This is a genomic window from Enterobacter cloacae complex sp. SHL021 (assembly GCF_049237765.1).
Classification (GTDB): domain Bacteria; phylum Pseudomonadota; class Gammaproteobacteria; order Enterobacterales; family Enterobacteriaceae; genus Enterobacter; species Enterobacter cloacae.
This window is the reverse complement of the sequence record NZ_JBMKJG010000033.1, coordinates 1-19,279: the sequence shown is the minus strand read 5'-3', so window position 1 is coordinate 19,279 and position 19,279 is coordinate 1. Positions and strand designations below refer to the sequence as shown.

General features: G+C 56.8%; 20 protein-coding genes. 3 read left to right on the top strand and 17 right to left on the bottom strand.

Annotated features, from left to right (window positions below; translation table 11 throughout):
* Positions 1–2 precede the first annotated feature (2 nt).
* From phnO to ACOTZF_RS23430, 15 genes are all read right to left on the bottom strand, one after another.
* Complete coding sequence (gene phnO / locus ACOTZF_RS23500; protein WP_013095101.1) at positions 3–437, bottom strand: aminoalkylphosphonate N-acetyltransferase; 435 nt, start codon at positions 435–437, stop codon at positions 3–5.
* A complete protein-coding gene (gene phnN, locus ACOTZF_RS23495) occupies positions 430–981 on the bottom strand; it encodes a ribose 1,5-bisphosphokinase (protein WP_086528220.1) in 552 nt (183 codons plus the stop codon). The genes phnO and phnN overlap by 8 nt, the downstream gene beginning before the upstream one ends.
* Positions 978–2,114 (bottom strand): alpha-D-ribose 1-methylphosphonate 5-triphosphate diphosphatase, encoded by a 1,137-nt coding sequence (phnM, locus tag ACOTZF_RS23490; protein WP_062729273.1) that lies wholly within the window; start codon positions 2,112–2,114, stop codon positions 978–980. The genes phnN and phnM overlap by 4 nt, the downstream gene beginning before the upstream one ends.
* On the bottom strand, positions 2,111–2,791 hold the full coding sequence (gene phnL / locus ACOTZF_RS23485; protein ID WP_040023663.1) for a phosphonate C-P lyase system protein PhnL: 681 nt from the start codon (positions 2,789–2,791) through the stop codon (positions 2,111–2,113). The genes phnM and phnL overlap by 4 nt, the downstream gene beginning before the upstream one ends.
* Before the next feature lie 85 nt (positions 2,792–2,876).
* A complete protein-coding gene (phnK, locus tag ACOTZF_RS23480; RefSeq protein ID WP_013095105.1) occupies positions 2,877–3,632 on the bottom strand; it encodes a phosphonate C-P lyase system protein PhnK in 756 nt (251 codons plus the stop codon).
* On the bottom strand, positions 3,629–4,474 hold the full coding sequence (phnJ, locus tag ACOTZF_RS23475; RefSeq protein WP_013095106.1) for an alpha-D-ribose 1-methylphosphonate 5-phosphate C-P-lyase PhnJ: 846 nt from the start codon (positions 4,472–4,474) through the stop codon (positions 3,629–3,631). The genes phnK and phnJ overlap by 4 nt, the downstream gene beginning before the upstream one ends.
* On the bottom strand, positions 4,467–5,531 hold the full coding sequence (locus ACOTZF_RS23470) for a carbon-phosphorus lyase complex subunit PhnI (RefSeq protein WP_029882901.1): 1,065 nt from the start codon (positions 5,529–5,531) through the stop codon (positions 4,467–4,469). Before ACOTZF_RS23470 ends, phnJ begins: the two co-directional genes overlap by 8 nt.
* The gene (gene phnH, locus ACOTZF_RS23465) at positions 5,531–6,115 is read right to left on the bottom strand and encodes a phosphonate C-P lyase system protein PhnH (protein ID WP_014830323.1); all 585 of its coding nucleotides are present in this window, start codon (positions 6,113–6,115) and stop codon (positions 5,531–5,533) included. The genes ACOTZF_RS23470 and phnH overlap by 1 nt, the downstream gene beginning before the upstream one ends.
* A complete protein-coding gene (gene phnG / locus ACOTZF_RS23460) occupies positions 6,112–6,564 on the bottom strand; it encodes a phosphonate C-P lyase system protein PhnG (RefSeq protein ID WP_014830324.1) in 453 nt (150 codons plus the stop codon). The genes phnH and phnG overlap by 4 nt, the downstream gene beginning before the upstream one ends.
* Positions 6,565–7,290: a phosphonate metabolism transcriptional regulator PhnF gene (phnF, locus tag ACOTZF_RS23455; RefSeq protein WP_013095110.1), complete on the bottom strand. Its 726-nt coding sequence runs from the start codon at positions 7,288–7,290 to the stop codon at positions 6,565–6,567. It abuts the gene before it with no gap.
* A 20-nt stretch (positions 7,291–7,310) separates the two neighbouring features.
* Positions 7,311–8,090, bottom strand: coding sequence for a phosphonate ABC transporter, permease protein PhnE (gene phnE / locus ACOTZF_RS23450; protein WP_129252127.1), 780 nt, complete (start codon positions 8,088–8,090; stop codon positions 7,311–7,313).
* Between the two features lie 116 nt (positions 8,091–8,206).
* Positions 8,207–9,223, bottom strand: coding sequence for a phosphonate ABC transporter substrate-binding protein (gene phnD, locus ACOTZF_RS23445; RefSeq protein WP_013095112.1), 1,017 nt, complete (start codon positions 9,221–9,223; stop codon positions 8,207–8,209).
* Between the two features lie 23 nt (positions 9,224–9,246).
* On the bottom strand, positions 9,247–10,035 hold the full coding sequence (gene phnC / locus ACOTZF_RS23440) for a phosphonate ABC transporter ATP-binding protein (RefSeq protein WP_013095113.1): 789 nt from the start codon (positions 10,033–10,035) through the stop codon (positions 9,247–9,249).
* Positions 10,036–10,208: 173 nt separating this feature from the next.
* Positions 10,209–10,652 (bottom strand): VOC family metalloprotein YjdN, encoded by a 444-nt coding sequence (yjdN, locus tag ACOTZF_RS23435; protein ID WP_023621457.1) that lies wholly within the window; start codon positions 10,650–10,652, stop codon positions 10,209–10,211.
* A gap of 80 nt (positions 10,653–10,732) precedes the next feature.
* Positions 10,733–11,068 carry a zinc ribbon domain-containing protein YjdM gene (locus ACOTZF_RS23430; RefSeq protein WP_013095115.1) on the bottom strand — a complete coding sequence of 112 codons (336 nt, stop codon included), beginning with the start codon at positions 11,066–11,068 and terminating at the stop codon, positions 10,733–10,735.
* 600 nt (positions 11,069–11,668) lie between these two features.
* Here ACOTZF_RS23430 and crfC point away from each other — a divergent pair.
* Together crfC and ACOTZF_RS23420 are read left to right on the top strand one after the other, a co-directional pair.
* On the top strand, positions 11,669–14,023 hold the full coding sequence (gene crfC / locus ACOTZF_RS23425) for a clamp-binding protein CrfC (protein ID WP_013095116.1): 2,355 nt from the start codon (positions 11,669–11,671) through the stop codon (positions 14,021–14,023).
* Positions 14,020–14,895, top strand: a complete 876-nt coding sequence (locus ACOTZF_RS23420) for a diguanylate cyclase regulator RdcB family protein (protein ID WP_129252121.1) — start codon at positions 14,020–14,022, stop codon at positions 14,893–14,895. Before crfC ends, ACOTZF_RS23420 begins: the two co-directional genes overlap by 4 nt.
* Positions 14,896–14,938: 43 nt before the next feature.
* On the opposite strand, the gene kdgT is transcribed toward ACOTZF_RS23420, so the two are convergent.
* On the bottom strand, positions 14,939–15,931 hold the full coding sequence (kdgT, locus tag ACOTZF_RS23415) for a 2-keto-3-deoxygluconate transporter (protein ID WP_013095118.1): 993 nt from the start codon (positions 15,929–15,931) through the stop codon (positions 14,939–14,941).
* 649 nt (positions 15,932–16,580) lie between these two features.
* On the opposite strand from kdgT, the gene proP reads away from it, so the two are divergent.
* Positions 16,581–18,083 (top strand): glycine betaine/L-proline transporter ProP, encoded by a 1,503-nt coding sequence (gene proP / locus ACOTZF_RS23410; protein ID WP_013095119.1) that lies wholly within the window; start codon positions 16,581–16,583, stop codon positions 18,081–18,083.
* Positions 18,084–18,116: 33 nt separating this feature from the next.
* Here the strand turns inward: proP and ACOTZF_RS23405 are convergent, their stop codons facing one another.
* Positions 18,117–19,070 (bottom strand): nickel/cobalt transporter, encoded by a 954-nt coding sequence (locus tag ACOTZF_RS23405; RefSeq protein WP_044159025.1) that lies wholly within the window; start codon positions 19,068–19,070, stop codon positions 18,117–18,119.
* Between the last annotated feature and the right edge of the window lie 209 nt (positions 19,071–19,279).

Sequence of the window (19,279 nt, the reverse complement as noted above, 5' to 3'; positions counted from 1 at the left end):
CTCTACAACGGTTTGGTGAAACGAAAATGGCTCTGCGTATACCCTTCACGAACATAAAAACGGTGGGCGTCCAGCCGCCGGACGCTGGTGGAGAGCTCCGTCAGTTCCGCGCCCGCCTGCCGCGCGGTGTCCTCTGCCCATGCCAGCAGTTGGCTCCCCACTTTAAGACCACGCGCCTCGGGCATCACCACCAGCTCCTGGATTTCGCCGATCCATCTGGCGTGGTGCAGGTGAAACTGCATATGCAGGCCAATCATACCCACCACCTGTCCATTCAGCTCTGCCAGCTGATAACGCATATTGTGGTCCTGCAGATTGGCCAGATACCCGGCGTGGAACGCCTGATGATCAAATTCGGCCTGTTTTAACTCGCAGATCAGCGCGTAAACGATTTGCGCATCATCGGCGGTGGCGGGGCGAAGCGTGCAGTCAGGCATGCTGTTTCTCCTTCTGACGGATAAGCGATAAAACGTTATCGACTGACTGTAGCAAACTTCCGTCGTTGTTGAGGATGTGGCAATCCGCCGGGGTATAGCGCGCTGCGCGTTCGAGTCTCTGCGCGATCTCTTTTTCGCTTTCGCGTCCGCGGCTTTGCAGGCGGCTGCGCAGGACATCCGGCGAAACCTGCAGACAGACCGGCAGCAGCGCCGAGGCATACCGGGCGCGTGCCTGGGGAAGATGCGCACGAGAGCCGTTGACCAGCACGTCAAAACCCGCGTGCAGCCACAGGTCGATCTCAATGCCGATCCCGTAGTAGTAGCCGTTGGCGTGCCAGCTGAGCGCCAGCAGATTCTGCCCGGCGCGAGTGAAAAATTCCTGTTCGCTCAGGGCGATATGGTTTTCACTACCGGCATTCGCCGCCCGGGTAATATAGCGATGTGCGACCAGCAGCTGCGGGTGCTCCCGCTGCCGTAAGGCGGACAGCAGGCTGTCCTTCCCGGAGCCGGAGGGCCCCATTAACCAGATGACTCTTCCCATCAGAACACCCTTTTTCCCTGACGCCAGACGTGGTCGATATGGATGTGCTCGCCCTTACGGTGGGCCAGCACCAGATCCGCCCGTTTTCCTTCGGCTATCTCGCCCCGGTCGTGAAGATTAAGCGCGGATGCCGGGTTCTTCGTTACCAGGCGAATTGCCTGCGGCAACGTGAAGCAGTTGCTGTCGTCATTCGCGACGCGGAAGGCGGCGTCCAGCAGGCTGGCGGGGTAGTAGTCGGAAGAGAGGATATCCAGCAGGCCGAGCGAGGCGAGTTTGCTTGCCGCCACGTTGCCGGAATGCGAGCCGCCGCGCACGATGTTCGGTGCCCCCATCAGCACGTTCATGCCATGCGCGCGGGAGGCCTCTGCCGCCTCAAACGTGGTAGGAAATTCAGCGATCACGCTGCCAAGCTGGTGGGATTCGCGGACATGGTTGTGCGTGGCATCATCATGGCTGGCCAGCGCGATGTTACGGTCCCGGCACATTGCGGCAATCGAAACACGGTTCGGCTGTGACCACTGTGCCGCCAGCGCCAGCTGCTCTTCCTCGTAGCGCGCCATCTCCACATCGTTAAGAGAATATTTGCCCTGGTAATACTCGCGGTATTTTTCGAGGCTGGCGAACTGGCGCTGCCCCGGCGAGTGGTCCATCAACGAGACCAGCGACACTGGCTCGCGGTCTACCAGCTTTTCAAACAGCGGCAGGGTGGTGTGATGCGGCAACTCGCAGCGCAGGTGCAGGCGATGTTCGGCGCGGTTAAGACCGCGCTTTTGCGTCTCTTCCACGGCGTTGATCATCTTTTCCAGATTCTCCAGCCGATCGCCGCCGTCGCGTACGTCACCAATCGCCACCGCATCCAGCACGGTGGTGATGCCGCTGGCAACCATCAGCGCGTCGTGGCTGCTCATCGCCGAATGGGCGGGCCAGTCCACCTTCGGCCGTGGGGTGAAGAATTTATCCAGATTATCGGTGTGCAGCTCAATCAGCCCTGGCAGCAGCCAGCCGCCTTCGCCGTCCATCGCTTCGGGCAAATGGCTTCGGGTTTCGGCATACGCGCGGATCGCGCCGTCGCGGATCTCAATCGAGCCGTCGATGACCTCATTTTCCAGCACCAGCTTGACGTTATTGATAATCATACGCTTGTCCCCATCGGGTGCAGCCTGTCCGCCACGCGGTTGCGAACGCTCTCGTCGTGGAAGATCCCGACGATCGCCGCGCCGCGCGCTTTGGCCTGTTCGATCAGTTCCACCACTGCCGCGCTGTTTTTGCTGTCGAGCGAAGCGGTGGGTTCATCAAGAAGTAAAATCGGGTAGTCGACGATAAATCCGCGAGCGATATTCACGCGCTGCTGTTCGCCGCCGGAAAAGGTCGACGGGGCAAGATGCCAGAGGCGTTCCGGGACGTTGAGGCGCGTCAGCAGGCTGGCGGCTTTGGCGGCGCAGGTTTCGCGCGGCACGCCGAGATCCAGCAGCGGCTGCATTACCACATCCAGAGCGGAGATCCGCGGGATCACCCGCAGAAACTGGCTCACCCAGCCGATCGTCGAGCGGCGGACTTCCAACACCTTACGCGCGGGGGCCTGAACCAGGTCGACCCATTCATCGGCATGGCGAATATGAATGTGCCCCTCGTCCGGCAGATAGTTGGCGTACAGGGAGCGCAGCAGGGTGGATTTTCCGCTGCCGGAGTGGCCGTGCAGCACCACGCATTCGCCGCTGTTCACCTTCAGAGAGGCATTTTGCAGCACCGGCAGACGCACGCCGTTTTGCTGGTGGAGCACAAAGGTTTTACTTACGTTTTCTACGTGGATCATTTTGGCCTCGTGGCGTTTTCTTGCCGGGTGGCGCTTCGCTTACCCGGCCTACAAGGTACGGCGTTCGTTTTGCCGGGTGGCGCCCTCAATTCTGCAATACGGATGACACCAGCAGCTGGGTGTAAGGATGGAGCGGATCGTCGAGCACGCGGTCGGTTAACCCACTTTCCACCACCTGACCCTGCTTCATTACCAGCAGACGGTCTGCCAGCAGGCGAGCGACGCCCAGATCATGGGTGACAATCACCACCGCCAGGTTCAGCTCCACCACCAGACCGCGCAGCAGGTCGAGCAGGCGCGCCTGCACGGAGACGTCCAGCCCACCGGTGGGTTCATCCATAAACACCAGCTTCGGGTGGGTGACCAGGTTACGGGCGATCTGCAGGCGCTGCTGCATGCCGCCGGAGAAGGTGGTGGGCAAATCGTCGATGCGCGAGGCGGGGATCTCCACATCGGTCAGCCAGCGCTGTGCGGTTTCCCGGATGTTGCCGTAGTGCCGCGCGCCGGTCGCCATCAGCCGTTCGCCGATATTGCCTCCCGCCGAGACCTGACGACGCAGTCCGTCCAGCGGATGCTGATGTACCACGCCCCATTCGGTGCGCAGCAGGCGGCGGCGTTCAGCCTCGCTCATGCCATAGAGGGAGGCGCCCTCATACAAAATCTCGCCGTTCTGCGGGGCCAGGCGAGCGGAGATGGACTTCAGCAGGGTGGTTTTACCCGAGCCGGATTCACCGACAATCCCCAGCACCTCGCCCGGCCACAGCTCGAAAGAGACGTCGCTGAAGCCTTTGCCCGGCGCGTAAAGGTGGGTCAGGTTGTTCACTGAAAGCAGCGGTTTCATTGGCTGTTCGCCTCGCTCTGTTGGCGGCAGTAATCGGTGTCGGAGCAGACAAACATCCGTTTGCCCGTGTCATCCAGCACCACTTCATCCAGATAGCTGTGCTTCGAGCCGCAGATGGCGCACGGCTCGTCCCACTCCTGCACCGTGAACGGGTGGTCATCGAAATCGAGACTCTCCACGCGGGTGTAGGGCGGGACGGCGTAGATGCGCTTTTCGCGCCCGGCACCGAACAGCTGCAGGGCAGGCATCATGTCCATTTTCGGGTTGTCGAATTTCGGGATCGGCGACGGATCCATCACGTAGCGCCCGTTGACCTTCACCGGGTAGGCGTAGGTGGTGGCGATATGGCCGAAGCGGGCGATATCTTCATACAGCTTCACCTGCATCACCCCGTACTCTTCCAGGGCGTGCATGGTGCGGGTTTCGGTTTCGCGCGGCTCGATAAAGCGCAGCGGCTCCGGGATCGGCACCTGGAAAATCAAAATCTGATCTTCAGTGAGCGGCGTTTCGGGAATGCGGTGGCGGGTCTGGATAAGCGTCGCATCTTCGGTTTTTTCGGTGGTGTTGACGCCCGTCACGCGCTTAAAGAAGTTGCGAATCGACACGGCGTTGGTGGTGTCGTCGGCCCCCTGGTCGATGACCTTCAGCACGTCTGACTCACCGATGACGCTGGCGGTAAGCTGAATGCCCCCGGTGCCCCAGCCGTAAGGCATCGGCATTTCTCGACCACCAAACGGCACCTGATAGCCGGGGATAGCGACCGCTTTCAGGATGGCGCGGCGGATCATGCGTTTGGTTTGCTCGTCCAGATAAGCAAAGTTGTAGCCGCTTAGGTTAGCCATTTTCACGCTCCCGTTGCAGACGTTTCAGCAGTTCCAGTTCGGCCTGGAAGTCAACGTAATGCGGCAGCTTGAGGTGCGAAACAAAGCCCGCCGCCTCGACGTTATCCGCGTGGGCCAGCACAAACTCTTCGTCCTGTGCCGGGCCGGAAATCTGTTCGCCGTAGTCCGGCGCCTGCAGGGCGCGGTCAACCAGCGCCATCGCCATGGCTTTACGCTCGCTCATGCCAAAGACCAGCCCGTAACCGCGGGTAAAGTGTGGGGTGTCGTCGTCAGGTGCGACAAAACCATTCACCATTTCACACTCGGTCATTAGCAGTTCACCGACGTTCACAGCAAAACCCAGCTCTTCGGGGATGATTTCGACGTCGAGATAGCCGCTGCGGATCTCCGCCGCAAACGGGTGGTTACGCCCGTAGCCGCGCTGCGTTGAATAGGCCAGCGCCAGCAGATAGCCTTCGTCCCCGCGCATCAGCTGCTGCAGGCGAGACGAGCGTGAACAGGGGTAAACGGGAGGCGTGCGGGTGATGTCGTCGGGTTGCGCTCCGGTCTCTTCTTCAGCCTTTGCCAGACCCTGCTTCGCCAGCAGGCTAAAGACGTGCGGAGATGCTTCCTGCCCGGTCTCCGTGGTGCTGAGCGTCGGCGTTTCGCCGTTCGCCAGCAGGGTGAAATCCAGCAGGCGGTGGGTGTAATCGTACGTAGGGCCAAGGAGCTGGCCGCCAGGAATATCTTTATAAATGGCGGAAATTCTCCGCTCCAGGCGCATTTCTGCCGTATTGACCGGCTCGCTCACCGCCAGGCGGGGAACGGTGGTGCGCCAGGCGCGCAGCAGAAAGATGGCCTCGACGTTGTCGCCGCTGGCCTGCTTCAGCGCCAGCGCTGCCAGCTCGCGGTCGGCGACGCCGCCTTCGGTCATCACCCGATCCACCGCCAGGTTCAACTGCTGCTCAATCTGGGCGACGCTCAGCTCGGGAAGCTGTTCATCACCCCGTCGTCTGTGCGCCTGTAGCGCATGGGCGGCGGCGATGGCCTTCTCGCCCCCTTTGACGGCAACGTACATCAGCACACCTCCACGTGGGTGGTTCGCGGGATCGCCAGCAGGCGCTCGCCGCAGGTCAGGATCAGGTCAATGCCCAGCGGGAACGGATGCGGGCGTTCGGTCAGCTCATGAATAATGCACTCCGGCAGCTGTGGCGCGACCATGCGTTCGTCGGCAATCCCCGCCCCGGTCAGGCGCAGCATGCGACCACCGCTCAGGCTGGCGACCTGCAGGATCAGCGTGGCGCTGGTCTCCGGTGCTACCGCGCTGCCTTCACTCAGGGCATTGAGCTGCTCATGGCTGATTTGCTCATCGGCAACGGCAAACACCGCCTGACGGGGCTGCTCAACCAGCGGGGCGTTAGTGTGAAAACGCAGATTCTGGCTGGCGATGTCATTGGATAACGTCCCCGAAAGCCACACCGGGGTATCGTTGTCGGCGAGAGTCAGCAGTACGCTGGTGGTCGCCAGGTTCAGCGGCAGCCAGCCCTGGGAGAGCTGATGCAGGGAGACAATTACGCCAGGCTCGCTCATGGCTTTCAGCAGGCGACGAAAACTGTGTTGGGCATCCTGGACAGCCAGGGTAAAAGCGGGTTGAAGCGTCATGCGTTATCTCCGCGAACAAGCGTAAAGAAGTCGACCCGGCTGGTATTGACTTGCGCCTGACGTGCGGCAGTGCGCGCGGCGAGGTCGGCTTCCAGCGGGGCAATCAGGGTTTCCATCAGGGTCTGGAAATGGGGTTGTTCCTGCAGCAGGGCGTCGATCACCGCGCAGCGCTCGGCGTGCGGTTTATCGCGACCGAGCACGTAGCTGTAACCCAGCGTGCCGCTGCTCAGACGAATGACCGCGCGGGTGAGGGCGGCATCACCGGCGAAAAAGCGCTCCCCGGTACCGCCCATTCTTGCCTGGATCTGTACCAGGCCAATTTCCGGCGCGCGGAGCGTTTCATAGTCTGGCGTCAGGTTAAGCGCGTTCATGCGGCTCGCCAGTGCAGCAGGCTGGCTATGGGCCAGGGCGCGCATCCAGCGCTGACGGGTGGAGGTGTCGAAATGCATTCAGTGCTCCATAGTGAATTCAATCATGTCGGCGCGGGTCAGGCTGACGGAGTACTCCGTTGCGTTGATCTCGCCGTCACGGTGGTTGAGGGTGCGCACGCAGAGCAGCGGAGCCATGTTGGGGATCTCCAGCACCTTGCTCTCTTTCGCCTGCGCACGGCGGGCGCTGATACGCGTCTGGGTACGTTTGAGCACAAGACCCGTGGCGTCCTGCAAAAAGTCATGCAGTGAACCGCTGGAGAAGTGTTGCAGCACCGGCCAGAGGCTCAGGTCGCTGAAGTAGTGATCTATCTGGCAGACTGCCACGCCATTGACCCGGCGCAGGGTGCGCAGATGCACAACGTTGTCGCCCTCCTGAATACCTAGCGCATCGGCTACATGGCTGGAGGCCGGACGCAGCACGGAGAGCAGTTTTTCGCTGGTGGGATGGCTCCCCTGGTCGAGCAGGTTCTGACTAAAGCGCGCCTGGGCATTGAGCGGGTAGTCGAACGGGCGCATCAGCACCAGCACGCCGACGCCCTGACGGCGCTGTACCCATCCGCGCTCAACCAGCTGATCGATGGCGCGACGCAGGGTGTGGCGGTTCACTTCATAGCGGTCTGCAAGCTGCTGTTCGGCTGGCAGGTAGTCTCCGCAGCGATAATGGGTGCGCAGCTCCACTTCGAGCTTTGCTGCAATCTCTTGCCAGCGGGTAGGGTAACTGGTCGGATGTCTGGATAAGTGCATACCAATCAAAGCCTCGCTTCTCAGATGAAGTGCTTACGCAAACGTTGAGAGAGGAAATCCAGCAGGCTGACGGTGATGATGATGAGTACCATCAGGGCGCAGGTTTGCTGGAACTGGAAACCGCGGATCGCCTCCCACAGGGTGACGCCGATGCCGCCTGCGCCGACCATGCCGACGACGGTGGCGGAACGGACGTTAGATTCGAAGCGGTAGAGCGAATAGGAGATCAGCAGCGGCATGACCTGGGGCAGCACGCCGTAAAGGATCTCTTCAATTTTGTTGGCGCCGGTGGCGCGAATACCTTCGACCGGGCCGGGTTCAATGGCTTCCACGGCTTCGGAAAGCAGCTTGGAGAGCACGCCGGTGGTGTGGATGAACAGCGCCATCACCCCCGCGAACGGCCCCAGACCCACGGCAACCACGAACAGCATCGCGAACACCATTTCGTTAATGGCGCGGCAGGCGTCCATCAGGCGGCGCATCGGCTGATAAATCCACCACGGAACGATGTTTTCCGCGCTCATCAGGCCAAACGGAATGGAGAGGATGACGGCCAGGGCGGTCCCCCAGACGGCGATTTGCAGGGTGACAGCCATTTCGCCGAGATAGTCCTGCCACTGGCTAAAATCGGGCGGGAAGAAGTCGGCAGCGAAGGTGGCCATGTTACCGGCGTCTTTAAACAGCAGCAGCGGATCCATCTCCGCGCCCTTCCAGGATATAACCAGCACCGCCAGCAGGATGGCCCAGCTAAATAGCGAGAACCAGCTGCGTTTCGGCAGTGGGAGGGTGATGGTTTGCATGTTGACTCCTTTGTGTTTAGTTCCCTTTCCCTGAGGGAGAGGGTTAGGGTGAGGGGGAAATGTGCGCGCTGATGCCCTCACCCCGGCCCTCTCCCACAGGGAGAGGGAGAAAAGCGTTACTGCACCGCTTTATTCACACTGGTCATTGCACCAAGCGCGGCGGTCAGGCGGTCCAGGTCTTCCAGCTGGGCCTGAATAGCTGCCACTTTGCTGGTCTTCTCCTCGTCCTTAAGCCCCTTGTTGTCCTTCACGCCCTGCATCTCTTTAAACAGCGCCAGCTGGCGAATCGGGACCAGCTGCAGGTCGCTCGACGGGCGGAACGGTGCCCAGCCCAGACGCGTCAGCACGGCTTTCTCTTCCGGCGTTTTGCCGTAAGTCATAAAGAAGTCGTACACCTTGTCCTTGGTGCTTTCAGAAAGGTTTTTGCGCCAGACAATCGGGTCACCCGGGATGAGAGGGGATTTCCAGATCACCTTCAGCTCTTTCAGCTTGTCCGGTGCGGAGGTCTTCAGCTTGTCGAGGTTTTCGGTGTTGTTGGTGGCGACGTCCACCTGCTTGTTGGCCACGGCCAGGGCGTTGGTTTCATGGCTGGCATTGACGGTGCGTTTGAAATCGCTGGCAGAGGCATTATTTTTGGCGAAGACGTAATAGCCCGGCACCAGGAAGCCAGAAGTGGAGTTCGGATCGCCGTTGCCGAAGGTCAGTTCTTTGCGTTTGGCGAGCATATCGTTGAGGTTATTGATCGGGCTGTCTTTGTTGACGATCAGCACGCTCCAGTAACCCGGAGAGCCATCTGCAGCAACGGTCTGGGCAAAGACCTGGCCGTTTGCACGATCCACCGCTTCCATGGCGGAGAGGTTGCCATACCAGGCGATGTCCACTTTGTTAAAGCGCATCCCCTGGATGATGCCCGCGTAATCCGGGGCGAAGAAGGCGTTTACTTTGATCCCCAGTTTGGTTTCCATATCTTTCAGGAAGGGTTCCCACTGAGGCTTCAGGTTCTGCTGTGATTCCGTCGAAATAATGCCAAAGTTCAGCGCTTTTTCCTGCTCCTCGGCGTACGCAGGGCTTAACAGGGTGCTGATGCTGAACATGCTGGTGAAAGCCAGCGCGGCAACCGTTTTATAGCTCATTTCCATTCCTCGTAGTGGGGACGTTATGCAGCCTTCGCGTTCTCTTCGACACGGTTAATGCTGCGGTAGAGATGGTCAAAACGTTCGTTATCAAACTGGTGGCTTGCGCCATCAAAGAACACATGTCCCTGACGCAGGGCGACAATGCGCTCGCAGTAGCGCAGGGCGTAATCCACCTGATGCAGCGTCACCACCACGGTGATGCCGTCGTTCTGGTTAATGTCATGCAGGGTTTCCATCACGATGCGGGCGGATTCCGGATCCAGCGAGGCGATGGGCTCGTCGGCAAGGATGATTTTCGCTTTCTGCATCAGGGCACGGGCGATGGCCACGCGCTGCTGTTGTCCACCGGAGAGGGTGGAGACGCGCTGATGGGCGAAGTGTGCCATGCCTACGCGGGTGAGTGCCCGCAACGCCTCTTGCTTCTGTAACGGGGAGAACCAACGCAGACAGGTGCGCCAGAATGGGGTGCTGCCGAGCGCGCCAATCAGCACGTTCTCCAGCACCGTCAGTCGATTTACCAGATTAAATTGCTGGAAGATGCAGCCTGTCTGCGCGCGGCTTTTGCGGATATCCCGCGCCAGTCGCCCTGCGCGCTGTACGGTGTTGCCCAGCAGTTCGACGTGGCTTTCCGGGATGCTATCGCCGGTAATCAGGCCGCTTAAGTGACGCAGAAGGGTGGATTTACCTGAACCGGATGGCCCCAGCAGCGCTACCATGTCGCCCTGCTGGACGGTCAGATCAACGGCATGCAGAGCCTTGTTGTGATGAAAGGTCTTGCTCAGTTTCTCGACGCGGATGACGGTTTGCATATGCTGGGCCTCACAATAAATGTGGCCTCATGCTGGCGCATCAATATGACATTTGGGTTAAGTGCAGGTTGCGGGAGTTTGAAGAGTTGAAGTGAAAACGATGACAATCTTTCCAGGCCCGGTCAGCGCAGCGCCACCCGGGGTTGTTGCCGGATGCGCTGCGCTTATCCGGCCTACGAACTTTGTTGCTGCTTAACGACGTTAATCATCCACGGCACGCCGTATTTGTCGGTGACCTTACCGAAACCGTGCGCCCAGAAGGTCTCCTGCCAGGCCATTTCAATATTTCCGCCATCCGCGAGATTGTCGAACCAGCGTTTGCCTTCATTGACATCCTGTGTGTCGAGAACCAGCGTGAATCCGGCATACTGCGCCTTACTGCCCGGCGGCAGGCCATCGCTCATCATGATATCGCTGCCCGCAATGCGAACGTTGGAGTGGGCTATAGCGGAGTCCGGGAACTGCATGCCAGACGGGCAGCCTTCTTCGCTGCTCTCGCTTTTTGGCATTTCGCCGAAGGTGATTTTATAGAGGAGTTCTGCGCCGACGGCCTGCTGATAAAAGGCGGTTGCCTCTGCGCAGTTGCCGGCGAAAGAGATGTAGGGACTTAACGGCATAATCTTTACCTCACGTAAGAAAAGCCCATTAAGTGTAGTGGGTGTGTGCCCGGTAAGCGAAGCGCCACCGGGCGGGCAAATCAGTTCTTTTTCACAAACTCAGATTTCAGTTTCATTGGACCAAAACCGTCAATTTTGCAGTCGATATTATGATCGCCTTCAACCAGACGGATATTCTTCACTTTGGTCCCGATCTTCAGCATGGAAGAGCTGCCTTTAACCTTCAGGTCTTTGACGACGGTGACGCTGTCGCCATCTGCCAGCAGGTTACCGTTAGCATCTTTTACAATCAGCACGTCAGCATCCTGTGACGGCTCTGCGTCGTTCCATTCGTGGGCGCATTCCGGGCAAATGAACATGCCATTATCTTCATAGGTGTATTCAGAATTGCATTTCGGGCAGTGTGGAAGTTGCATCGGGGGTATCCTCAAAAAAGTGCTTAACACGCTGGAAAGTGCCAGCAAAATGACGGCAGAGCGCCGAAAAAGAGGGCAAGTATAACGCAAATCCACACGATTGTCGGTGATATTGTTTAATAAAAAAAAACCGAAAAGCGTGTTGCGGGTGACACTTTCTGTCAGTCGGTTAAGCGATGCTAACGCCATTAACGTGTTGGGAAGAATTGACACTGAATATATCGAATATTTTATTGCGGCAAATTGCTACGTTCCGCCATTTCGGATAAGGTGAAGCGACACATTGTTATTTATCGCCGGTTTTCGTCGTCGTACATCTGTTATGACGCTGAACCATTCCCTCTCTTTTTAGGTGGGTAAATAATGATGATATATCCTGAAGTTTCTTAAAAATGGGCTACGCTTTTTATCTTTTGACTATGAGGTCAGGAGAAAAGCTTTTCACGCCATGCAAGGATAGCGATTTATTTCTGATTGTCTTCAATCAGTTATATTTCGGTGAACATGTTTTCCACACGTGATCATATAAGCCGAAAAACATAATTAAAACCCGGTGGCTTAATAAAAGTAATAAATTTGCGTTAAGGAAAGGCTTTTATCATGCACACACAGACAATTTTTGAATTAAGCCAGGAAGCAGAACGGTTGCTACAACTCGCCCTGCAAAACCTTGATACCTTGAAATCAATGCCGATAGCGATGCTGGAGAGTACCGCGACGGCCATTACGGGTGAAAAGAACAACGTTTTACCTTTGCATTTTAGCGCGCGTGGTGTCGAAGCACAGCAGGCGATGCTGAATAGTGAATTACGCAAAATAACCCGTCTGGAAATGGTGCTGGCTATTGTTGGAACCATGAAGGCGGGGAAATCGACCACCATTAATGCGATTGTAGGCACCGAAGTGTTGCCCAACCGCAACCGTCCGATGACGGCGCTTCCGACCCTTATTCGTCATACGCCGGGCCAGAAAGAGCCGGTACTGCATTTTACGCATGTCTCTCCCATTGATGATTTGATCCAACTGCTACAGAAAAAGCTCTGCGATGACGATCGCGGTAAGCTGGCGCAGCGTCTGGAAATCGATAAAGACATGAATACGCTGCTGGAGAGAATTGAAAGAGGCGAGGCTTTCGAGAAGCACCACCTTGGGGCGCAGCCGATATTTCATTGTCTGAAAAGCCTGAACGACCTGGTGAGGCTCTCTCAGGCGCTGGACGTGGCCTTCCCGTTCTCAGAGTACGCGGCGATAGAGCATATACCGGTGATTGAGGTGGAGTTTGTGCATCTTGCGGGTCTGGATGCGCACCTGGGGCAGCTGACGCTGCTGGACACGCCTGGGCCAAATGAAGCCGGGCAGCCCCATCTGCAAAAAATGCTCACCGAACAGTTGTCCCGCGCCTCCGCGGTGCTGGCGGTGATGGACTATACCCAGCTCAAATCGATTTCTGATGAAGAGGTTCGTCAGGCCATTTCGGTAGCGGGAAAATCGGTGCCTTTGTATGCGCTGGTGAATAAATTCGACCAGAAGGATCGCAACAGCGACGATGAAGAGCAGGTCAGGGCGATGATCTCCGGGACCTTAATGAAAGGGAACATCTCTCCGGGACAAATTTACCCTGTTTCGTCGATGTGGGCCTATCTGGCAAACCGCGCCCGCTATGAGATGGCGAACCATGGGCAGCTACCGGATCACCAGGAACAGCGCTGGGTACAGGACTTTGCCGAGGCCGCGCTGGGGCGTCGCTGGCGTACGGCGGACCTGGATGATATCGAACATATTCGCCATGCGGCTGATTTGCTGTGGGAAGATTCGTTATTTGAACAACCTATCCGCAAACTGATTTACGCCGCCTATGCCAATGCGTCGTTATTTGCGCTGCGTTCGGCGTCGCATAAGCTGCTCAACTACGCCCAAAATGCCAGAGAGTATCTCGATTTTCGCTATCAGGCCCTGACGGTGGCCTTTGAATCGCTGGAGCTAAATATTACGCGTCTTGAAGAGGATATGGCTCTGTTGCAGACACGGCAGCGCGTGGCCAGCGAAGAAGTCAAACACGAAGTGGAGCAGGCCCTCCACGCCACTGACGATTTTATGGCGTTGCAGAAAGGAGCCCTTCAGCAGGCGATTGGCCATATCTTCAACAGCCACACGCTACTTGATTTGGCAGGTATTGATCCGCTGAATCATCGGCAGGATGCGCCGGAGGCGCTGACGCAGCTGGTGCTGGATGATGAAAGGCAGGCGCAAACGGTACTGAACAGCATCCGCTCCGCCTGCGAGCAGGTCATGCTGGACGCACAGACGAAAATCAGCCGGGAGCTGGCGCTTCGCTTTGATCAACTGGAGTCTACGCTGGCGCGTTCGCTGAATGAGGCGATGCGGCCCATTGAGCTGCGTATTAAAGAGCAGCTCAGCCATGCCGGTTTCCGGGCGCGGATCAGTTTCCCGGCATTTCAGGCAAATCAGCTGAACTTCAATACGCGGGCGCTGTTTACTGATGCCATCGCGGAGGATACCCGTCCGGCAGGCCAGCCATCGGCTGCGGGAAGTGTACGGGAAACGGTGTCGCGCTGGCTGAACAATCCTGGCTGGGGCTGGGAAGATTATGTGGCGACGCGCACGCGATACGTTATTGATATTGCGCAGCTGCATGACAAGTTTATGCAGCATATTGATCAGTTTTGTGAACAAATCCGTAAAGCTTTAACCGCGCAGGTCGATGTCTCTGTTACGGCGGGTATGGCAACGTTCTTTGCAGAATTTTCGTTATGCCTTGCCGGGTTACAGGAAAGCTTGCGTGATAGCCTCGCAGTCCGTCAGCAAAATGAGCATTCGACCCGATCGCTCAGCCAGCTGTTGAAACAAAGTATCACGACTGCGACGTGGATTCAGGAAGATACCCGACTGTTACGCGATGATATTCAAACTCTTTTCGCGGCAGAGCAACCATGACAACACAGCTACTGGACGGTCCCGGGCGGACGCTGGAGTGTATCCATCCTAAATTTATGGTCGATCTGGTCCAGGGGGTAGACGCGCCGCGTCATACCCATCTGGGGCCGCAACAGCTGCAGTTTCGTGAGCGTTTGACGCAGGAGATCATGACGCACACCCGGCTGCGACCGTGGGCAATGGCGGGAATGCTCAACGAAAATGCGGCTCTGCGCCTGGGGCTGGCGGAAAAGCTGGCCGGCATGCTGGATCCGGGGCATCTCGCGCTGACGCGTATGGCCGATAAACTGGTTGCCCTGCGCCAGCAAACCTCTCTGCGTACGCAGTCCTCGCCGGGCCTGGTTCAGCAGTACGCTGAACTCTCTTCCCATTTTCTTCAACGCGCAGCCTATAAAGAAAAGGCGTTGTCCCAGCGTGGGTTAACGGTCCAGGCGGGCGAGCATAGCGAGCAGATTTTTACCCGCTGGCGGGCCGGTCACTATGATGGCTGGTCGCTGGCCGGGCGTTGCTACATTGTGCTGGAAGAGCTGCGCTGGGGAGCATTTGGCGATGCCTGTCGTCTGGCGAATGCGGACGTGGCGGCAATGCTCAAGGATAACCTGCGCAGCATGGCGGCAAATTATCTGGCGCAGGGGATCAATGCTTCTCCCACTACCCGCCATTTTTATCACCAGTGGCTCACAACCCCCTCTACGCCGGGGAGCATCGATCATAAAGATATGCTGGGCTGGCTGGGGGACTGGTGTCAGGCGGACAGCCACCCGGTGAGCTGGTCAGTAACCCAAAACTGGCAAACGGTCGCGCTGGGTATGCCGAGACTCTGTTCGGCAAAGCGGCTGGTGGATGGGATGGTGGAAGAAATTTTTGGTTGAACCCCTCACCCGGTGGGGAGAGGGGCCGGTCTTATGCGGTGCGTTAATGATGAAGCTCTACCGCTTTCGGTTCTGTATCCGGCTCGGGGAGATTGCCGAAGCGCTTCGCATACAGGGCCGTGATGATGGGCACCAGAATGGCGGTGACGATCACGCTGGCGGCAACCAGCGCCGTTGCCGAGGCCGCAACCGGTTCGAAAGCCGGGTTAATCTGGGCAATGATCACCGGATTCGCCACGGCGGCCCCGGCGGCTGAAGAGGCGGCTACACCTGCCGTTCCGTTTCCTCCGCCAATTACGCGATCGGCAATGATCAGCGGAATGCCGGTGATAATGATAACAGCCACGCCCAGGACAATACCCAGCAGACCGGTATCGAGGATCACCTTCAGGTTAATGGTATTTCCCAGCGCGAAGCCGAAGAACGGGATCAGCACTGGCGTGGCTTTGCTGAAGAAATCGCGCAGATCGTGGTCCAGATTCCCCAGCGCAAAACCGATCAGGAAAGGCAGGATCGCGCCGACAAAGTGGTGTGGTTCAAACGAGGCCAGCCCCGCCGAGCCCAGAATCAACATCGTCATCAGCGGACCGGACTCCAGAGACATCAGCACAAAGGCGCCAGACTCCTCTTTTGTGCCGTACTGGTTCATCAGGCTGGCATAGAGCCCACCGTTAGTCATATCCATCGCGGAGACAATGGCCAGAACGGATAATCCGGCGAAGAATCCGGTCTGAATGCCATTCTCCGGAATGAACAGTGCACAGACCATTGCCACAACCCAGGCAACCGCAATTTTCGTTATAACCAGCGTTCCGGATTTACGTAATACGGTGCCCGTTGCCCGCAGGTTAATAGATGCTCCAATACAAAAGAACCAGACGGCCAGAATGGGCACGGTTCCCGTAATCATTCCTTTTGTGAAACCACCAAAATAAGCACCGGTATCAGGTGCCAGGGTATTCAGAATGGCGCCAAGCACCAGAGGAACCAGCATCATCCCGCCGGGGATGCGTTCTATTGTGGCTTTAATCTTCATGTACAACCCTCACATCGTGTCCCGCGTGGCGGACGGAATGCTATCGAAAATAAAATCAACAAATTCAGTTAATTGAAAGGATGCTTAGCCTGGCGCTTCGTTATCCTTTCAGGGAAATTAATCGCGCGCTCTTGATTCATGCCGCTCAAAAGCCCGCTGGACGTTGCGTTCGGATTTATCATGCGATCATTGGAATGATGATTCAATGAAAATAAAACAGTGTTTTAGTTATCTCTATCACATATTCGGCGTAAATATTCGAACCGCGTTTTAATATTTAAAATTTATGTAAATCTGATGTGACGCAGTATGGTTTTGAGAATTGTTGTTCAGGCGATAATAACGTGCGTGAGCATGTTCTTTTTTGGTTGATAAGAAAGAGCTGATGGGCGGCAATTGACAAATATTGAACTCAATTGACGATACGGAAAAATATATGTGAAGTTGATCACAAATATAAACGCTGGTAGGGTAAAAAGGTCATTAACTGCCCAGACAGGCGTCAACAGGTTCGGTTGTATCGACGTAAAACGTCAATGTAAGTAAACCTGCTACGCTTGAATAAGGCGATTCGCATGGAGCGGATCCCCGTTTCACGGTTCACCAGATGGCCGGTGAAATGGACAGGGCTGAGTCTACGAGGAAAGCTATGCTTAGAAGGAAAAAGATTAAACCCATCACGCTTCGCGACGTCACCATCATCGATGATGCAAAACTGCGTAAAGCGATCACTGCCGCCTCGCTCGGTAATGCGATGGAATGGTTCGATTTTGGTGTCTACGGCTTCGTGGCCTATGCGTTAGGTAAAGTGTTCTTCCCCGGCGCTGACCCCAGCCTGCAGATGATTGCCGCGCTGGGTACGTTCTCGGTTCCCTTCCTCATTCGCCCGCTGGGTGGTCTGTTCTTCGGTATGCTTGGTGATAAATATGGTCGTCAGAAGATCCTGGCCATCACCATTGTCATTATGTCGATCAGTACATTCTGTATTGGCCTGATCCCGTCTTATGCTTCGATTGGCATCTGGGCGCCAATATTGCTGCTGCTCTGTAAGATGGCTCAGGGATTCTCCGTAGGGGGAGAATATACCGGTGCCTCGATCTTCGTTGCAGAGTACTCCCCGGACCGTAAACGTGGCTTTATGGGAAGCTGGCTGGACTTTGGTTCCATTGCCGGGTTCGTCATGGGTGCGGGCGTGGTGGTGCTGATTTCAACCGTGGTTGGTGAGGCGAACTTCCTTGAATGGGGCTGGCGTATTCCGTTCTTCCTCGCGCTGCCGCTGGGGATCATTGGCCTGTACCTGCGTCATGCGCTTGAAGAGACGCCTGCGTTCCAGCAGCACGTTGATAAGCTTGAGCAGGGTGACCGCGAAGGTCTGCAGGATGGCCCGAAAGTCTCCTTTAAAGAGATCGCGACCAAACACTGGCGCAGCCTGCTGGTCTGTATCGGCCTGGTGATCTCCACGAACGTGACTTACTACATGCTGCTGACCTACATGCCGAGCTATCTGTCGCATAACCTGCACTACTCGGAAGACCACGGTGTGCTGATCATTATCGCCATCATGGTGGGTATGCTGTTTGTGCAACCGATTATGGGGCTGTTGAGTGACCGCTTTGGCCGTCGACCGTTCATTATTCTGGGTAGCGTTGCGCTGTTTGCCCTTGCTATTCCGGCATTCATTCTGATTAACAGCAATGTGCTGGGCCTGATTTTTGCCGGCTTGCTGATGCTGGCGGTGATCCTCAACTGCTTCATCGGGGTGATGGCCTCTACACTACCGGCCATGTTCCCGACGCATATTCGCTACAGTGCGCTGGCGGCGGCCTTTAACATCTCGGTTCTGATTGCCGGTCTGACGCCGACGCTTGCCGCCTCTCTGGTGGAAAGCACGCAAAACCTGATGATGCCCGCTTATTACCTGATGGTTATCGCGGTGATTGGTTTGATTACGGGTATTACCATGAAGGAGACGGCGAACCGTCCTCTGAAAGGGGCGACGCCTGCGGCATCGGATATTCAGGAAGCGAAAGAGATCCTGCGCGAGCACTACGATAACGTCGAGCAGAAGATTGAAGATATTGACGCAGAGATTGAAGAACTGCAGAAGAAACGCTCCCGACTGGTGGACCAACATCCACGCATCAACGAGTAATCAAAAAACCCGCCGTTGGCGGGTTTTCTTTTATTAGCATCCTGCGGCGATGTAATCGCCATTGGCGCTGATGGGGATCACCGTCAGGAACAGGATGGTCGCAAACAGGATCAGAACAATCCCGCCAGCAATCTTGACCGCCGGAACCAGCCACTTCAGCGAGGTGTCGCCACCAAACCAGGCGACCGTGCGCTCCCGGGCGTAACGCACGGCCAGCGATAGCCCCATAATCGACAGCGCGGTTCCCAGCGACATGGTCATTACCGCGGCCATTCCCCAGGTGACGATGCCCAGCGCATTCGAAAACATCAGGATCATAATGGCCCCACTGCACGGACGCGCGCCGATCGCCAGAATTACACCCAGACGGGTTTTCCAGTCACCCTGCGCAAGGTCTGCCCCTACGCCGTGATGGCCGCAGCCACAATGTTCATCATGCTGGTGAAGGGGCGTGATGGCGGAGATTGCCATCCTGCGCGGGCGCAGGCTTTTCAGCGCCTGGTAAATGATAAACGCGCCGAATGCGCCAATGAGGACCGCGCTTATCTTCTCGACATACCAGCGGCTGGTACTGATATCCCCGGACGCCAGGTTAAACCCCACCGCCAGAATAAAGACAAACAGAATGGCGCTGACGCCCTGCAGCATACTGCCAAAAAAAGGAACGACCCGGGCAGCCAGTTCGCTCTCTTTATTTGTACTGAGATAGGTAGTGACAATGAATTTGCCGTGCCCCGGCCCGATAGCGTGAAGTACGCCATAGAAGAACGCGCCGGTTAATAGCCATAAGCCACCGCTGTACTGATGGTTATTAAGCTGCAACAGGTACATCACCAGATAACGGTGCAGGGTGATTTGCGTAGCAAGACACCATTGGATGAAAGCCCCCCAGTGTGCGTGCAGAGTGAAGCCCGCAATAAGGAGTAGCAGCGTCATGAGGCCAGCGCCAGGAATGCGCCAGTCTCGGGTGAGGCGTTGTGTGATCATGGATATTGTCTGTCAGGGAAAATATTTGCCAATAGTATAGTTGATTATCCCCCTCAATCCGTGGGTTCTTATGAAGCTTACGCGTTGTATTGTGGATAAGTCTGTGTGTAAAAGGGTATAAGGCGGGGTTTTGCTGGGGAATGCAGCAGTCAGTCATTTTTCTGTCATTTAGCGGTTGCGGCCTGCGGAGAACTCCCTATAATGCGCCT

Coding starts and splice junctions, on each gene's coding strand:
- phnO (WP_013095101.1), bottom strand. CDS start 437: ATGCCTGACTGCACGCTTCGCCCCGCCACCGCCGATGATGCGCAAATC.
- phnM (WP_062729273.1), bottom strand. CDS start 2,114: ATGATTATCAATAACGTCAAGCTGGTGCTGGAAAATGAGGTCATCGAC.
- phnL (WP_040023663.1), bottom strand. CDS start 2,791: ATGATCCACGTAGAAAACGTAAGTAAAACCTTTGTGCTCCACCAGCAA.
- phnK (WP_013095105.1), bottom strand. CDS start 3,632: ATGAAACCGCTGCTTTCAGTGAACAACCTGACCCACCTTTACGCGCCG.
- phnJ (WP_013095106.1), bottom strand. CDS start 4,474: ATGGCTAACCTAAGCGGCTACAACTTTGCTTATCTGGACGAGCAAACC.
- ACOTZF_RS23470 (WP_029882901.1), bottom strand. CDS start 5,531: ATGTACGTTGCCGTCAAAGGGGGCGAGAAGGCCATCGCCGCCGCCCAT.
- phnH (WP_014830323.1), bottom strand. CDS start 6,115: ATGACGCTTCAACCCGCTTTTACCCTGGCTGTCCAGGATGCCCAACAC.
- phnG (WP_014830324.1), bottom strand. CDS start 6,564: ATGCATTTCGACACCTCCACCCGTCAGCGCTGGATGCGCGCCCTGGCC.
- phnF (WP_013095110.1), bottom strand. CDS start 7,290: ATGCACTTATCCAGACATCCGACCAGTTACCCTACCCGCTGGCAAGAG.
- phnE (WP_129252127.1), bottom strand. CDS start 8,090: ATGCAAACCATCACCCTCCCACTGCCGAAACGCAGCTGGTTCTCGCTA.
- phnD (WP_013095112.1), bottom strand. CDS start 9,223: ATGAGCTATAAAACGGTTGCCGCGCTGGCTTTCACCAGCATGTTCAGC.
- phnC (WP_013095113.1), bottom strand. CDS start 10,035: ATGCAAACCGTCATCCGCGTCGAGAAACTGAGCAAGACCTTTCATCAC.
- yjdN (WP_023621457.1), bottom strand. CDS start 10,652: ATGCCGTTAAGTCCCTACATCTCTTTCGCCGGCAACTGCGCAGAGGCA.
- ACOTZF_RS23430 (WP_013095115.1), bottom strand. CDS start 11,068: ATGCAACTTCCACACTGCCCGAAATGCAATTCTGAATACACCTATGAA.
- crfC (WP_013095116.1), top strand. CDS start 11,669: ATGCACACACAGACAATTTTTGAATTAAGCCAGGAAGCAGAACGGTTG.
- ACOTZF_RS23420 (WP_129252121.1), top strand. CDS start 14,020: ATGACAACACAGCTACTGGACGGTCCCGGGCGGACGCTGGAGTGTATC.
- kdgT (WP_013095118.1), bottom strand. CDS start 15,931: ATGAAGATTAAAGCCACAATAGAACGCATCCCCGGCGGGATGATGCTG.
- proP (WP_013095119.1), top strand. CDS start 16,581: ATGCTTAGAAGGAAAAAGATTAAACCCATCACGCTTCGCGACGTCACC.
- ACOTZF_RS23405 (WP_044159025.1), bottom strand. CDS start 19,070: ATGATCACACAACGCCTCACCCGAGACTGGCGCATTCCTGGCGCTGGC.